The organism is Hominimerdicola alba (assembly GCF_900109655.1).
In the GTDB taxonomy this organism is placed as follows: Bacteria; Bacillota; Clostridia; order Oscillospirales; family Ruminococcaceae; genus Hominimerdicola; species Hominimerdicola alba_B.
On the sequence record NZ_FOAT01000004.1, the window covers coordinates 181251 to 196621 of the forward strand.

Annotated in this window: 14 protein-coding genes; 3 read left to right on the plus strand and 11 right to left on the minus strand. The window is 46.0% G+C overall.

Annotation, left to right across the window (positions count from 1 at the left end; all coding sequences use genetic code 11):
* Nucleotides 1–109 precede the first annotated feature (109 nt).
* Nucleotides 110–856, plus strand: coding sequence for a hypothetical protein (locus tag BMY75_RS06700; RefSeq protein ID WP_074831524.1), 747 nt, complete (start codon nucleotides 110–112; stop codon nucleotides 854–856).
* Between the two features lie 97 nt (nucleotides 857–953).
* Here the strand turns inward: BMY75_RS06700 and BMY75_RS06705 are convergent, their stop codons facing one another.
* From BMY75_RS06705 to sufC, 6 genes are read right to left on the minus strand one after another with little or no spacing between them, the layout of a single operon-like run.
* Nucleotides 954–1406: an RrF2 family transcriptional regulator gene (locus BMY75_RS06705; protein ID WP_074831698.1), complete on the minus strand. Its 453-nt coding sequence runs from the start codon at nucleotides 1404–1406 to the stop codon at nucleotides 954–956.
* 1 nt (nucleotide 1407) lies between these two features.
* Entirely contained in the window at nucleotides 1408–1836 is a 429-nt protein-coding gene (gene sufU / locus BMY75_RS06710) for a Fe-S cluster assembly sulfur transfer protein SufU (RefSeq protein ID WP_074831527.1), read from the minus strand.
* Nucleotides 1826–3055 (minus strand): aminotransferase class V-fold PLP-dependent enzyme, encoded by a 1230-nt coding sequence (locus BMY75_RS06715; RefSeq protein ID WP_074831530.1) that lies wholly within the window; start codon nucleotides 3053–3055, stop codon nucleotides 1826–1828. Before BMY75_RS06715 ends, sufU begins: the two co-directional genes overlap by 11 nt.
* The gene (locus BMY75_RS06720) at nucleotides 3042–3863 is read right to left on the minus strand and encodes a SufB/SufD family protein (protein ID WP_139199737.1); all 822 of its coding nucleotides are present in this window, start codon (nucleotides 3861–3863) and stop codon (nucleotides 3042–3044) included. The genes BMY75_RS06715 and BMY75_RS06720 overlap by 14 nt, the downstream gene beginning before the upstream one ends.
* Before the next feature lie 5 nt (nucleotides 3864–3868).
* Entirely contained in the window at nucleotides 3869–5278 is a 1410-nt protein-coding gene (gene sufB / locus BMY75_RS06725) for a Fe-S cluster assembly protein SufB (protein ID WP_074831535.1), read from the minus strand.
* Between the two features lie 4 nt (nucleotides 5279–5282).
* Nucleotides 5283–6029, minus strand: coding sequence for a Fe-S cluster assembly ATPase SufC (gene sufC, locus BMY75_RS06730; protein WP_074831538.1), 747 nt, complete (start codon nucleotides 6027–6029; stop codon nucleotides 5283–5285).
* Between the two features lie 485 nt (nucleotides 6030–6514).
* Here sufC and BMY75_RS06735 point away from each other — a divergent pair, with 485 nt between their 5' ends.
* Nucleotides 6515–7855: an MATE family efflux transporter gene (locus BMY75_RS06735; protein ID WP_242940189.1), complete on the plus strand. Its 1341-nt coding sequence runs from the start codon at nucleotides 6515–6517 to the stop codon at nucleotides 7853–7855.
* A 54-nt stretch (nucleotides 7856–7909) separates the two neighbouring features.
* Here the strand turns inward: BMY75_RS06735 and BMY75_RS06740 are convergent, their stop codons facing one another.
* Nucleotides 7910–10909 (minus strand): glycoside hydrolase family 2 TIM barrel-domain containing protein, encoded by a 3000-nt coding sequence (locus tag BMY75_RS06740; RefSeq protein ID WP_081350465.1) that lies wholly within the window; start codon nucleotides 10907–10909, stop codon nucleotides 7910–7912.
* A gap of 131 nt (nucleotides 10910–11040) precedes the next feature.
* Between BMY75_RS06740 and BMY75_RS06745 the strand changes: the two genes are divergently transcribed.
* Complete coding sequence (locus tag BMY75_RS06745) at nucleotides 11041–11847, plus strand: AraC family transcriptional regulator (RefSeq protein WP_074831544.1); 807 nt, start codon at nucleotides 11041–11043, stop codon at nucleotides 11845–11847.
* A 53-nt stretch (nucleotides 11848–11900) separates the two neighbouring features.
* Here the strand turns inward: BMY75_RS06745 and ribH are convergent, their stop codons facing one another.
* Genes ribH through ribD form a run of 4 tightly spaced genes read right to left on the minus strand, consistent with a single transcriptional unit; the run spans nucleotide 11901 to nucleotide 15343 of the window.
* On the minus strand, nucleotides 11901–12368 hold the full coding sequence (gene ribH, locus BMY75_RS06750; protein ID WP_024857231.1) for a 6,7-dimethyl-8-ribityllumazine synthase: 468 nt from the start codon (nucleotides 12366–12368) through the stop codon (nucleotides 11901–11903).
* Between the two features lie 23 nt (nucleotides 12369–12391).
* Complete coding sequence (locus tag BMY75_RS06755) at nucleotides 12392–13591, minus strand: bifunctional 3,4-dihydroxy-2-butanone-4-phosphate synthase/GTP cyclohydrolase II (protein WP_074831547.1); 1200 nt, start codon at nucleotides 13589–13591, stop codon at nucleotides 12392–12394.
* 13 nt (nucleotides 13592–13604) lie between these two features.
* Nucleotides 13605–14249 (minus strand): riboflavin synthase, encoded by a 645-nt coding sequence (gene ribE / locus BMY75_RS06760; protein ID WP_074831550.1) that lies wholly within the window; start codon nucleotides 14247–14249, stop codon nucleotides 13605–13607.
* Nucleotides 14234–15343 (minus strand): bifunctional diaminohydroxyphosphoribosylaminopyrimidine deaminase/5-amino-6-(5-phosphoribosylamino)uracil reductase RibD, encoded by a 1110-nt coding sequence (gene ribD / locus BMY75_RS06765; RefSeq protein WP_074831553.1) that lies wholly within the window; start codon nucleotides 15341–15343, stop codon nucleotides 14234–14236. The genes ribE and ribD overlap by 16 nt, the downstream gene beginning before the upstream one ends.
* Nucleotides 15344–15371: the final 28 nt, after the last annotated feature.

Below are 15371 nucleotides of genomic sequence, written 5' to 3' on the forward strand. Positions count from 1 at the left end.
GGGATTTTTTACAGCAGATATAATATAAAGTTAACTGTTGACATTATCAATATTTAGCAGTATAATATTAATCACAGACAGATCAAAAAATATAAAGGAGACGGACACCATGAAAGCAAGATTAAAGAAAAAATTTTTAATCATTTTTATTGTACTGGCACTGCTTTTAATTACAGCAGTCTGGTATTTTCAGTTCACAAAGATCGGCTATATCCAAAGTATCCCATTCAGACCGGAATTTCAGGAAATAGAGAATAATGTATATCTCAACAAGGATAATTCACTGACCCCCGACGAGATCCTTGAAGTGACCTCAGAAGCAAAAGCACGTGTAAAAAACTTTTACGGGGATATGCAATGTCTTGATAACACCATGGTCGTCATCTGCGACGACAAGAAGATATCAGACAAGATAGGTGAAAAAGACACAACAACTTTTCTATTCCCTACCAAGAAAGATTATATCTGTTTATCTAATGAGTATTTCAATGTTGATGTTGTCGCACATGAATTTACTCACGCTGAACTGCACTCATATCTTTCATCCAACACTCAGCGAAATCTGCCGGTATGGTTCGATGAAGGACTTGCAACACAGAATGATTACCGCGAAAAATACAACTATGAGAACTGGGTCAAAAGGACTGACAACGGTAAAAAAGCTACTCCTTTGAAGGATATGGATTCATACTCCGAGTTTCAATCTAAAGATGAAGACGAGCGTCAATTTCACTATTTATGCGCAAAGCATGAGATCAAAGAATGGCTTGACAATCATTCTGTACAGGAACTGATGGAACTGGTCAAGGCTGTGAATGACGGCGAAGATTTCTATGTTTTATATAGCCAGCCCTGATATTTCATGACCAAAAATATTACCCCCAAAGCGCAGATCTGTCCGCTTCGGGGGTCATTTTTCTATTAAAATATTATCTGGGTTTATATCGTCCATATCAGATATAGTACATATAATTTTTCTTTTCAGCGTGTTCATTCTGACACTCTTTGATAAGATCGGCAAGGGACATCTGCTCGGTAAAACGCCGCATATAGTTGTTGATATTTCCCCAAAGACAGCTGTTCACCGAAGCCCTGATATTGTTGTTTTCCTGATCTTCATCTGCCTCGTATGTATCGGCAAGGATATTGTTATCTAGGGCGTTTAGTATCTCGGAAAGGAATATCTTTTCAGCAGGACGTGTGAGGACATATCCTCCGTGAGAACCTTTCTGACCCTTTACAAATCCGCCCTGACGTAGTCCCAGGACTATCTGTTCAAGATATTTCTGGGATATATTCTGTCTTTCAGCAATCTCCGCAGACGATACTGTATTCCCCTTTTCCGAATTAACAGCAATATCTGCCAGCGCTACGATACCAAGCTCGACTCTTGTTGAGATCTTCATATCAGCTGTCACCTCCATTCAGCAGCTTCTCCATTGTGTTCCAGCTAAGCAGAGCACATTTTACTCTTGCGGGCATTTTTGAAACGTTCTGCAATGCCCCTGCCTCTTCTAGTTCTTCAAGTTCTTCATCGGATATCTTTCCCTCTATCATCTTATGGAAAAGTGAAGCGTAGTACCTTGCTTCATCGGGAGATTTTCCGATTATCAGCTCCAGCATTATATCTGCCGATGCCTGAGATATAGCGCAGCCCAATCCCGTAAATGAACCGTCAGTGATAAAACCGTCATGTATATCAAGATGCAGCTCGATATCATCACCGCAGGTAGGGTTCAGACCCTTACACACATGGGTCGCACATGGCAGCTCATGCCTGTGGAGCGGGTGCAGATTGTGGTCGGCAAGCACCTCGCCGTAAAAGTTATCCGTCATATCCCATTCTCCTTCTTATTGTTTTCAGCGTTTCGATAAAACGCTTTATATCCTCTTCGTCATTATAAAATGCAAGACTCATTCTTGTGGTGGACTGCACACCCAGATGCTGATGCAGAGGCTGTGCGCAGTGATGTCCCGCGCGTATCGCTATATTGTCCGCATCGAATATCGCTGCGATATCGTGTGGGTGAACACCCTCGATGGTAAAGGTTAGTATACCGTGGTGATCCTCAGCTTTTTCCGAACCGATGATATTCACGTAAGGTATATTTTTCATTTCGTTGAATGCAAGTTCGGTAAGCTCGTTTTCTCGCTTTTCGATGGTTTCAAATCCGATATCGTTGATATAATCTATAGCCGCTGCAAGACCAACTGCACCGCCAACATTCACGGTGCCTGCCTCGAACTTATGAGGAAGTTCAGCATAGGTCGCACCCTCTCGGGTTACATACTCTATCATCTCACCGCCCGAAAGGAAGGGAGGCATTTTTTCTAGTAGTTCTTCACGACCGTAAAGTACGCCGATACCCATCGGTGCCAGCATTTTATGTCCCGAAAACGCGAGGAAATCAACGTCAAGATCATTGACATCAACAGGGATATGAGGAACGCTCTGGGCTCCGTCACAAACGATCAGTGTTCCGTTTTTATGGCATATCTCAGCAAATTCTTTTATCGGATTAACTCTGCCGAATACATTGGAGATCTGCGCTATTGCAAATATCTTTGTCCTGGGTGTCAGGGCTTTTTTCAGATCATCTGCCTTATATTCACCGTATTTATCGCAGTCGAGATATTTGATCGCTGCACCCTTTTCTTTCGCAAGCAGCTGCCACGGAAGAAGATCTGAATGATGCTCGGATATCGCAACAAGTATCTCGTCACCGCTGCCGATATTCGCCCTGCCCCAGCTGTAGGCGATAAGGTTCAGGCTCTCGCTGGCATTCCTTGTAAAAATGATCTCTTTGGTACTTTTGGCACCGATAAACTCACGAACTTTTTCGCGGGAATTTTCATATGCATCTGTAGCCTTTACGCTGAGATCATAAAGTCCTCTCAGCGGATTGGCATTCTCCTCCCGATAGTATTTCTCAACACGTTCAAGCACCTGACGGGGCTTCTGCTGGGTTGCGGAATTATCGAGATAAACCAAATCTTTATATTTTTCAAAGACAGGAAAATCTGCCTTTGAGATCAGTTTCTCACTCACTTTCATCACCTCTTCCGAGACGCGCATATATACGTGCAAGCGTCTCCTTGTCATCTATCCTGCTGATGACCTTTGCAAGCTTTGCCTGAGCCGCAAGGTCGTATATTTTTTCTTCGTCGATACCTCTGGACTGCATATAGAAGAACTGCTTTTCATCGATTCGTCCCACTGACGCACCGTGACTTCCCTCTACATTTTCCTCAGCGCATAGTATCAGCGGAACTGTCTTGTTGACGGCGGTATCGCTCATCAGCAGGACTTCTTCTTTTTCAGCACCCTTGGCACCGTCGGAACCGTTTTTGAAATCGATAGTGCCCTTGAATGTCTTTTCAGCATCTCCGCCCAGAACACCGCTGGCATTTATGCGGGATACAGTCTTTCTGCCGTGATGATCGGCTAGAAGGTTGATATCAAGCTTGTCACCATCGTCAAGCTTGAATCCGATATCAGCTTCAAAAGATGCTTTTCTGCCTTTAAGATCGGTAACTATCTCGCTTACAACTTCACCGCCCAGAAACAGCTCAACCAGTTCCAGTGTTGCATTTTCGCCAAGCTCTGCCGTAACTTTCGACTTAGCCTGTCCCTTAACATCAAACACCTGAACAAGCTTCACCTTTGAACCGTTTTCAGCGCTGATGTGGATATCCGAAGAACCCTCGCGGTCGATGTATACTACTTCGGACTTGCTCTCGTTTTCCGAAACGGATATCTCACTTGAATCAGTTTTAAATTCTTTTATATCATGCTTGTAATCATTCACACCGAGCCATCTGAATGTTGGCACGGGCAGAATATTTATTTTTGTTTCGCTCATATTATTCACCCTATGCCTCCCTGCATTTCAAGACCGATGAGGTTATTCATCTCAACTGCGTATTCCAAAGGAAGCTCCTTAGAAACGTTATCCGCAAATCCGCGGACGATCATTGCTCTCGCCTGCTCTTCACTCAGTCCGCGGGACATCAGATAGAAAACTGTTTCATCACTGATACGTCCGATCTTAGCTTCATGCCCGATATCGCACTGTTTTGTGCGTATGTCCATAACAGGCACGGTATCAGATCTTGATATACTGTCTAACATAAGGGACTCACAGTTTACCGAACTCTTACTGCCCTTAGCGTTTTCCTTTACAACAACCGCACTTCTGAAAGTGCTTACGCCGCCGCTCTTCGAGATGGACTTTGTGTTCATATACGAAGAAGTCTCAGGGGCATTGTGAACCATTTTTGCACCTGTATCAAGGTTCTGACCCTCACCTGCAAAGGTTATGCCTGTGAACTCCGCACTCGCTCCCCTGCCGTTTAATATGCTCATAGGATAGAGATATGAAACGTGAGAGCCAAAGCTACCCGATACCCACTCTATCGTTCCGTTTTCTTCTACAAGAGCTCTCTTTGTGTTGAGATTGTACATATTCTTCGACCAGTTTTCTATGGTGGAATATCTCAGCTTTGCTCCCTTGCCGACATACAGCTCGACACAGCCTGCATGAAGCGATGCTTCGTAATATTTCGGTGCTGAACATCCCTCGATAAAATGCAGATAACTGTTCTCTTCAAGGATTATCAGCGTATGCTCGAACTGTCCTGCGCCTTTTGCGTTCAGTCTGAAATAGCTTTGCAGAGGTATATCCAAGTGTACATTTTTTGGTACGTATACAAAGGAACCTCCCGACCATACCGCACCGTGAAGTGCCGCAAATTTATGATCTGTCGGGGGTACCAGCTTCATAAAATGTGACTTTATGATCTCTGCATACTTAGGATCATGCATAGCGCTTTCAAGGTCGGTATAAACAACGCCAGACTGCGCAACCTCCTGACGGACATTGTGATATACAAGCTCACTGTCATACTGCGCACCCACACCTGCCAGCGACTCACGCTCAGCCTGCGGGATACCCAGCTTCTCAAAAGTCTCCTTGATATCCTCGGGAACGTCCTCCCAGTCCGTCTTCATACGGTTTTTCTGACGGATATATGCAACGATGCTGTCAACATTCAGCCCTGATATATCGGGACCCCAGTCCACCATAGGTGTACGATCATATATTTCAAGAGACTTAAGACGGAACTCCCGCATCCAGTCGGGATCGTTCTTTTCATCGGATATCGCTTTGATTATTTCGGGCGCTATGCCGCTTTCAAGATATTCGCTCTCATCCTCTTCATAACGAAAATCATATCTCGAACGGTCGATATCGACCACCTGTGTTTTACCCTTCATCATCTCACTCCCTGCCCGCGAACTGCTCAAAGCCGTTCTCGATGACCTCATCTACCAGCTCTGCGCCGCCTTCCGATACTATACTTCCTGCCGAAAGGATGTGTGTTTTATCAACGGTCAGCGCTTCAAGTATCTTTGTGTTATGAGTTATAACTATCAGCGCTCCGTTTGTCCGCTTTTTATATTCTTCAATGCCCTTGGACACTGTCTTAACCGCATCAACATCAAGACCCGAATCTGTTTCATCGAGTATCGCCAGCTTAGGCTCCAGTATAAGAAGCTGAAGTATCTCGGCTTTCTTCTTTTCACCGCCAGAGAATCCAACATTCAGGTCACGGTCGGCATAAGAGCTGTCCATATCAAGAAGTTCCATAGCTGCTGCCAGCTTTTTCTTGAAATCCCACAGCTTCAGATGCTTGCCTGTTACCTGTTCAAGTGCGTTTCTTAGAAAATCCGAAAGCGTGATACCGGGTATCTCGATAGGATTCTGGAATGAGAGGAATATACCGAGCCTTGCACGCTTGTCCGCGCCAAGTGCTGTTATATCCTCGCCGTCAAATATCAGTTTTCCGCCTGTAACTTTATATTCTGGACTGCCCATGATCACCGAGCCGAGAGTTGATTTACCTGCGCCGTTATGACCCATAACAACGTGAGTTTCACCCTCCGATACTTCAAGTGATACACCATGAAGCAGTTCCTTATCCTCAGCCGCAGCCGAGAGATCTTCTATCCTGAGTAATTCTGACATACTATCTTTCCTTTCTTATCTGAGGAAATATTTTATTCCTATGATTTTGCTATGATTTATTATACAGTGTAAATTATAGTTTGTCAATAGGAATTATATATTTTCATCTAAAGTTTACTTTTCATATATAGTTAGTCGGAAATTGTTGTGCATTATCACCAGACAAGAAAAAAGTGCAAACAATTTCCGCCAGCAGCACTCCGGCAGTATACAGCATAATTAGATTCTGCCAGTGCCAAAGCTTTTTCGTACCTGATTAAGAAGAGCCCGATTATCTGATCATCTGCCACGTTGTCTCACCTTTCTTTATTATATAAAAAATCCCACATAAAAACGTATTCATTAATACTTCTGCCGGTATATCATATATCTAAAATATGGAAAAATTATACTATAATATTTATAAGAATATTCACATAATATCAGATGACTTTTGACCTCATCGGTATTATAATAGGTGTATTATTTTATAACGGAGGTATATGATGTCACGCAGCAGGATAATGACTGAGGGCAGCGAAATAGAATGTATAATCAGCTTTACGCTGCCACTATTAGCGGGAAATCTTTTGCAGCAGACCTATAATTTTGTTGATACCATGATAGTCGGCAAATATCTTGGCGATGATTCGCTAGCGGCTGTGGGTGCGACAGGCTCGATAACCTACCTGTTCTATACGCTGTGCATAGGACTTTCGATAGGTGCGGGAGTGCTGATATCACAGTATTTCGGCGCAGCACGTCCTGACAGAGTACGGGCGGCGGTTGTCAATTCGGCTGTGATAACGCTGATATTCGCCATAGTAGCAACCATACCTTCCGTGCTTTTCGCAAGGCAGGTGCTGACTTTTCTCGGTGTCAAAGCTAACCTCCTGGGGCGTGCTGCAACATATATGCAGATAGCCTGCGCGGGTACGATATGCGTTGCCGCATACAACTGGATAAACTCCGTCATGAGGGCGCTGGGCGATTCAAAAACTCCGCTGATATTTCTGATAGTATCAACGATACTGAATGTCATACTTGATCTGCTGTTTGTGATGGTATTCAAGATGGGCATTGGCGGCGCGGCATTTGCTACTGTTCTCGCTCAGGGTATATCAGCGGGAAGCTGCATTATCTACTGCTTTAAGACGAATACTGATATCCGCCCCAAAGAAGGCGAATGGAAGATCGACCCTAAACTCATACAAAAATGCATTACCACAGGAATTCCGATAGCTGCACAAAATGGTCTGATATCATTATCCATGGTAGCTTTGCAGAGCGTTACAAACAGATTTGATGAGAGCATAATGACAGCATATACCGCAACAATGAGGATAGAACAGCTTGTTCATCAGCCATATTTCAGTATGAGCGCGGCAGTGACCGCTTTCACGGGACAGAACATCGGCGCGGGCAAGCAGGAACGTGCGGTAAAGGGATATAAGTCTTCAATGAAGATAGGCTCGATATTTGCAGCAGTCATGTTCGTGCTGTTTGCATTTTTCGGCAGGAATGTTATCGGTATTTTCGTCAACGGCAACCATACAAAAGAAATCGGTGCCCTCGCACTTATCATCACTGGCAGCTGCTATATCCCTCTGGGCGCTATTCACATCACAAGAGGATTCTTAAACGGCGCAGGTGATACAGGCTATTCGCTGGTCAACGGTATCTCCGAAGTATTTTGCAGGATATTTTTCTCATTTGTCCTTACAAGGATACCATACATCGGCTGGCGCGGGATATGGATAACAACTGCCTTAACATGGGCAATAACAGGTGCTGTCAGCATATTGAGATACAAAAGCGGCAAATGGAAACTCAAAGCCGTTAAATAAATTACAAAGTGCCCGAATCACGTTTGTGTGATGCGGGCACTGTTTTATTATCTATCAATTTGGTACTATCATTATTCTGCCGCTTATCTTGGGCAGCGGGAGTCTGTACTTTCCCGCCAACTGCGGACCGCAGGCTGCAGATCCAACACCTGCCATAGCAAAATCTGCGCATATGACATTGTGTGCGCACTTTACAAGTTCATAGTTGTGACGCTTTGCAGCAAGTTCTTCCTGAGTGTATTCAGAAGCGCTGAAAGAAAAGCCGTCAGGGTTTAAAAAGTCGAGCTTATCGCACCCGTTTGTCAATGACATTCTGGTACAGTCCCAGTGAGAACCGTTCTCCTGAGGTCTGATATAGTCCTCATGCATATCGGCGATCTTTGCGCTGAAATTGCCGACATATGACGCCTGATGTTTGTCGGTATAGCTTTCATATTCTCCATAGCCGAAATAATCAACGCTGTCAAAATCCTTGTCAACAAACAGCCTCAAACCGAACCTCGGCAGGAATTCCACCTTGTTTGAAAACTCCGCATCACATTTGATATCCAGTTCTCCGTTGTTACCGATACGGTATTCGGCTGTCATTCTTGCAAATGGCTGATGTATACTCCAGCCGAAAGACTCCTTCACCCGAATCACTGCACAGCCGTTTTCAGCGGATATACTCGTTTCATATACTTTTGTGATATAGTCATTCAGATGCGCCGCATACCAGTCATTCTTCATTATGTCGTTGTCAACAGGGGCACGGAAGAAGTTGTACTCCATTGGCTTTGCAAGCAGATTTTTTCCGCCCTTGAAAATTCCATCAAACCGCGCTGTCCGTCTGTTGAAGACGTATCTTATCTCCCCCGCTGTTATCTCAAACTTAAGTGGTGTTTCGTTAAATTCCGAAGCTTCCCCCTCTGCGGGAACTGACTTTCTTTCAGCCGTGAAAATCTTTATCTGGTCAAAGCAGACTTCCTCACCGTCAGCAAAAACGCTATAGCCGTTCTTCGCCACGAAAATAAATCGGATATATGCGTCGCGGTCAAAACTCTGTGCGACTTCGGGAATAGTAACTTCTGCGCTGCCCATGGGGTCGGCAGAAAAATCAAAACTTCCAGATGCAGCCTTTCCGCCGTCGTAGGTTATCTCCCAATTGCAGGTGAGATATTCACCCGCATCGATAAAGCGAAGCAGGTTGTTTACTGCAAATCTGTCAGCGGATATCCGCGTTACGCGAACAGGGCGATATACCTGCTTCATTTCGGCAAGACCTGTATGTGGTGTTCTGTCAGGATAGCAGAGGGCGTCCATGCAGAAATTTCCGTCATCGTGTTTTTCGCCGCTGTCACCGCCGTAGCCGTATTTCGGCTTGCCGTCCGCAGTATATCCGAGTATTACCCCATGGTCAGCCCATTCCCAGACAAGCCCGCCAATAAGCCTTTCACTTTTCATGAAAAGCTCATGGTATGCTTCAAGGTCGCCTGGACCGTTGCCCATGGCGTGGGAATATTCGCACAATATAAATGGGCGTTTTTCGTCCTCTCTTTCCAGAAATTTTTGTATATCTTCGGGCGAAGTGTACATCTCCGAAACCATGTCAAGAATGTCATCGGGGGTTTCATCAAGCTTGTAGGTGCTTTCATAGTGCACAGGACGAGTGTTGTCCATGGATTTAATAAGCTTTGCGGCTTCACGCAGATTTTCGCCGTATCCCGATTCATTTCCCAAAGACCATATCACCACGCAAGGACGGTTCACATCTCTGATGACGAGAAGACGCTCGCGGTCGAGTAGCGCTTCACGAAAAAGTGGATCTTTCGCGATAAGCGCAATGCCATTATATGCGTTCTCCGCCGACCATTTCAGGTCATTGTAAACACATACACAGCCGTGAGTTTCAAGGTCGGCTTCATCGATGACATACAACCCAAGTTCATCGCACATCGCATAGAATTCAGGGGCGTTGGGATAGTGTGAAGTACGTACAGCGTTGATATTGCTGCGTTTCATTAGAGTAAGGTCATGAAGCATTTTCTCACGGTCAGCATAATATCCGGTGTCAGGATAGCTGTCATGACGGTTCACACCGAACAGCTTGATATGCTTGCCATTCAGTCTGAAAATACCGTCAACTATCTCAACTTTTCTGAAACCAACTTTCTCTCCGATAAGCTCGCTGTCCGTTTCTATCTCCAGACGATAAAGGTATGGGCTTTCGGCAGACCAAAGCCTGACATCTGCAATCTCACATTCAAAGGTCTTATCCTCAGATGCTTCGCCCTCGCAGATCAGCTTTTCACCGTCATACAGCCTAAGTTTCGACGATGCACCCTCAACAGATACACGCAGTTCACCCTTTGTAAAAGAACCGTCAGGCTTGGCAGTGATACGTAAATTTCTCAGACATTTTTCGGGACGCGAAAGCACATAAACATCACGGAAAATGCCCGAAAGCCTGAACTTGTCCTGATCTTCAAGATATGTGCCGTCACACCATTTAAGAACAGCCACGGTCAGGCGGTTTGTGCCCTCATGCAGAAGTTCGGTGATATCAAATTCGGAAGTGTGATGTGACACCTGCGAATATCCCGCAAAATCACCGTTAACATACAAGTACAGACAGCTGTCAACACCCTCAAAACAGAGGATACGCCTCAGACCATCGGCGGTATAATCATAATCTCTGCCGTAAACACCCACAGGGATATCATCGGGAACATAGGGCGGGTCGTAAGGTATCGGGTAGTTGACATTGGTATACTGCGGCTTGTCATAACCGCAGAGCTGCCAGTTTGAGGGGACAGATATAGTTTTATGATCTCTCATATCCGTAAGATCATCGGGCATATCAATAATGCTTTCGCAATAAACAAAGTCCCATAGACCGTTCAGCAGTTCAAAACGCTGTGAGTTCTCGCGCTCGGCAAAAGCGTTCTGACCTTTCGCAAACGGTATAAAATACGCATGATCGGGCAGAGTACCGATATGAAGCGCATGAGTGTCTTCGTGATATATCATTTCTGACTTTGGTGAACCTTTTTTTGCAATAACTGAAATATCCATAATCTCTCCTTTTCTTACGAATAACACAGAACGTATCGTATTATATTTATTATACCCTTATTGACAAAACTGTCAATAAATGATAGTATATTGTTATAACAATAGTACCATCTTTTTGCGGAGGTATGAAAATGTATTTCTATGATTATCCCATCAAGAACAAGGAACTCGGTCTGCCCATATTCATTGACAATATCGGCAAGCACACCTGTCAGCCTCACACTGTCAGGAGCGGAGGCTTCCCTCACCCGCAAATACTCTACTGCACCAAGGGCTGCGGAGCGCTTCGCATTGACGGCACCACCACTGAAATATCGCCGCATACCGCCATATTCCTGCCTGCAGGATATCCACATGAATACTATCCCACTTCCGATGACTGGGATATTCACTGGGTGGTGCCCGACGGATATGCCTGCACTGATCTGCTTAAATATATCGGGCTTGAAAAGCCCTCTGTCTTTGAGATAAAAGATATGGCACTGCTGGAGCATTTCTTCTCACGTATGCACGAATCTATTCTCGGTGACAGCATCAACGGCAATCTCAGAGCATCGGGGTATTTGTATAATTTTCTCATCGAGCTATACCGTCAGAAAAGCTCTGGCAGAGTTGTCAGGACTTCCAACCGTGCCATCGTCACTGCCATTGACCACATCAACAACAGCTATATGAACAAGATAACAATGGAAGAACTATGTACTGTGACAGGACTTTCAAAACAGCAGCTTTGCCGCCTTTTCAAGCGATATCTCGGCTGCCGCCCAATGGAGTATATCGCAAAACGGCGTATTCAGACCGCCAAGGAACTGCTCTCCACAACGGATATGTCAGTCGAAGCTATATCCGAAAAGGTGGGCTTCTGCAGCGGAAGCTACTTCACAAAACTGTTCTGCCGTTACGAGGGAATGACACCAACACAGTTCAGGATCATATAAGCACAAAAAACGGATAGCCGCCGATTTAGACGGTCTATCCGTTTTGCATTTTATCAGCCCTCGATAGCTTTGATAAGGTTTATCATCTCGATAGCACCCTCAGCACACTCGCTGCCCTTGTTGCCTGCCTTTGAACCTGCACGCTCTATAGCCTGCTCGATGTTTTCTGTGGTGATAACACCGAACATAACAGGAATGCCGCTTTCAAGAGAAGTCTGTGCTATACCCTTTGCAGCTTCGTTGCAAACCAGATCATAGTGAGAAGTGCTGCCTCTGATTATAGCGCCAAGGCAGATAACAGCGTCATACTTGCCAGACTTTGCCATTTTCTTTGCAATAAGCGGTATCTCGAAAGCACCCGGTACCCATGCAGTGTCGATAGCATCCTCAGATATGCCGTGACGGACAAGAGTATCAACAGCGCCGCCCAGCAGCTTTGATGTGATGAATTCATTGAAACGTGCAACTACGATGCCCACACGCACGTTTTCGGGGATAAGTTTTCCTTCAAAAGTGTTCATAATAACAGCTCCTTAAAATATTATCAGTAGTCAAGAATATGACCCATTTTATCACGTTTTGTCTTCAGGTAGAACAGATCGTATGCGGTGGCAGACATCTGTATCGGCACACGTTCCTTGATCTCGATGCCAAAACCGCTGAGACCATAGATCTTATCAGGGTTATTTGTGAGAAGTCTGAGAGTCTTGCAGCCAAGGTCACGGAGTATCTGTGCGCCTATGTAGTACTCTCTCATATCACCGGGGAATCCCAGCGCAAGGTTAGCTTCAAGAGTATCCATGCCTTTGTCCTGAAGTTCATAGGCACGCAGCTTGTTTATAAGACCAATGCCTCTGCCTTCCTGACGCATATAAAGCAGTATTCCCCTGCCCTCGTTCTCGATTTCTGTCATTGCCGCCGCGAACTGCTGTCCGCAGTCACATTTCAGCGAACCGAAAGCGTCACCTGTAAGACACTCGGAATGTACGCGGCAGAGTATGTCCTCGCCGTTTCCGATATCGCCTTTTACAAGCGCCACATGGTGTTCGCCGTTGAGCTTGTTGATAAAGCCAATAGCACGGAACTCGCCGTACTTTGTAGGCAGCTTGGTATCAGCCACACGCTCAACCAGCTTATCATTTACCTTACGGTACTCTTTCAGCTGACTGATGGTTATAAACTTCATGCCCCATTCCTTGGCTTTTTCCTGAAGTTCCTCAGTGCGCATCATTGTGCCGTCATCGCGCATTATCTCACAGCAGAGACCACATTCTTCAAGTCCTGATAACCTCATGAGGTCAACAGTAGCCTCGGTATGGCCCTCACGTTCCAGAACACCGTTCTTCTTGGCGGTCAGCGGGAACATATGCCCCGGCCGACGGAAGTCCTCTGGCTTTGAGTTAGGATCTGCAAGAGCTCTCGCGGTATATCCCCTCTCCTCAGCAGAAATACCGGTAGTTGTATCCACATGATCTATCGACACAGTAAATGCGGTCGAATGATTATCGGTATTAAAATCCACCATCTGAGGCAGATGAAGTCTGTGACAGATAGCCTCGCTGACGGGCATACAGATAAGCCCCTTAGCGTGCGCAGCCATGAAGTTCACATTCTCGGTGGTAGCGAACTGAGCCGCACATATCATATCGCCCTCGTTCTCTCTGTCCTCATTGTCGGTGACAAGTATCACCTCACCGTTACGCAGAGCTTCAAGCGCTTCTTCAATAGTATTGTATTCAAACATATATGCCCACTCCTCAGATAAATCCGTTCTTCATAAGCTGCTCCATGGTTACGCCGCTCTTTTTCGGCTCGGCGGGACGAAGCAGCTTTTCCACGTATTTTCCTATTATATCAGTTTCGATATTTATTATATCCCCCACTTTTTTATATGGCAGAATCGTCTGCTCAGCGGTGTGGGGTATCACCGATACAGTAAAATCCGTATCCGTCACCGCTGCCACGGTAAGGCTTATGCCGTCCAGGGTTACAGAGCCTTTCTCAACTATATACCTCAGCAGTTTATCGTCCGCCGATATGGTATACCGTACAGCGATGCCGTCCTGCTTTATATTGCTAACAGTTCCTGTACCGTCGATATGACCCGACACTATATGTCCGCCGAAACGTCCTTCCGCCGACATCGCTCTTTCGAGATCCACCTTGCTTCCCTGTTTCAGCGTTCCCAGAGAAGATCGGCTAAGGGTCTCGTTCATAACATCAGCCCTGAATATCTTACCGTCATGGTTGGTAACCGTAAGGCACACGCCGTTGACTGCGATACTGTCCCCTACTTTCGTACCATCAAGGACTTTCTCTGCGGCTATGCGTATAAAAGATGCATTACCGTTTCGGCAGACCTCACATACAGTACCCGTTTCCTCTATCAGTCCCGTGAACATCTCTTCACCCGTCCTTCTATAAGTATGTCGCCGTCAAGCTCGGATATCCTGCGGTCTTCCAGCAAGAAAGCTTCATCGGGCACAGACACGCCCTGTCCGCCCACAGGAGTTTTTGCTGTACTTCCCCCGAATATCTTAGGCGCTACGTATGCCATCACCTTATCAACTATGCCGCTTTCAAGTGCAGACCAGCCCAGCGTTCCGCCGCCCTCGATAAGCACGCTGTCTATCTTTTCTTTTCCGAGATATGTCATCAACGCCGCAAGATCGGTACTGCCATTTTTATCAGGCATACTCAGCACCTTACAGCCGTACTTTTCATACTCCCTGATACGCCCGCTGTCCGCATCACCACAGACTATCAGCGTTGGAATTTTATCCGCAGTGCGCACGATATTGCTGTCAAGTGGTGTACGCAAATGGGTGTCACAAATTATCCTCAAAGGGTCCCTGCCGTTTTCGATGCGGCAGGTAAGCATGGGGTCATCTGCCAGCACCGTGCCTACACCCACCATTATCGCAGCATGACGCAGCCTTTCGCGGTGAACGTGCTTACGTGCGGTCTCACCTGTTATCCACTGTGATCTTCCTGTATAGCAGGCGATCTTTCCATCAAGTGTCATGGCATATTTCAAAGTAACAAAGGGCAGACCCGTTGTTATGAACTTGAAGAATATCTCATTAAGGCGGTCACATTCATCTTTCAGCACACCTTCGGCGACTTCAATACCGTGATCTCTGAGTATGGCCGTTCCCTTGCCCGCCACCAGCGGATTAGGATCGGAAGAACCCACAAACACCCGCTTTATGCCGTGTTCTATCACCGCATCAGTGCAGGGAGGCTGTTTTCCGTGATGACAGCAGGGTTCCAGGGTGACATACATATCAGCCCCTCGGCAATCTATGCCCTTTGCGTCACATTCCGCAAAAGCACTGCGCTCGGCATGGAGATCGCCGTACCTTTTATGATATCCCGAAGCGATGATTTCACCGTCACGCACTATGACAGCTCCCACCATAGGATTCGGCGAAACGAATCCCATGCCGCGTTCAGCCAACGCGAGAGCCCTGCGCATATAGTCTTCATGCCCCATGATGACACTTCCCCTCGTAAAAATACAA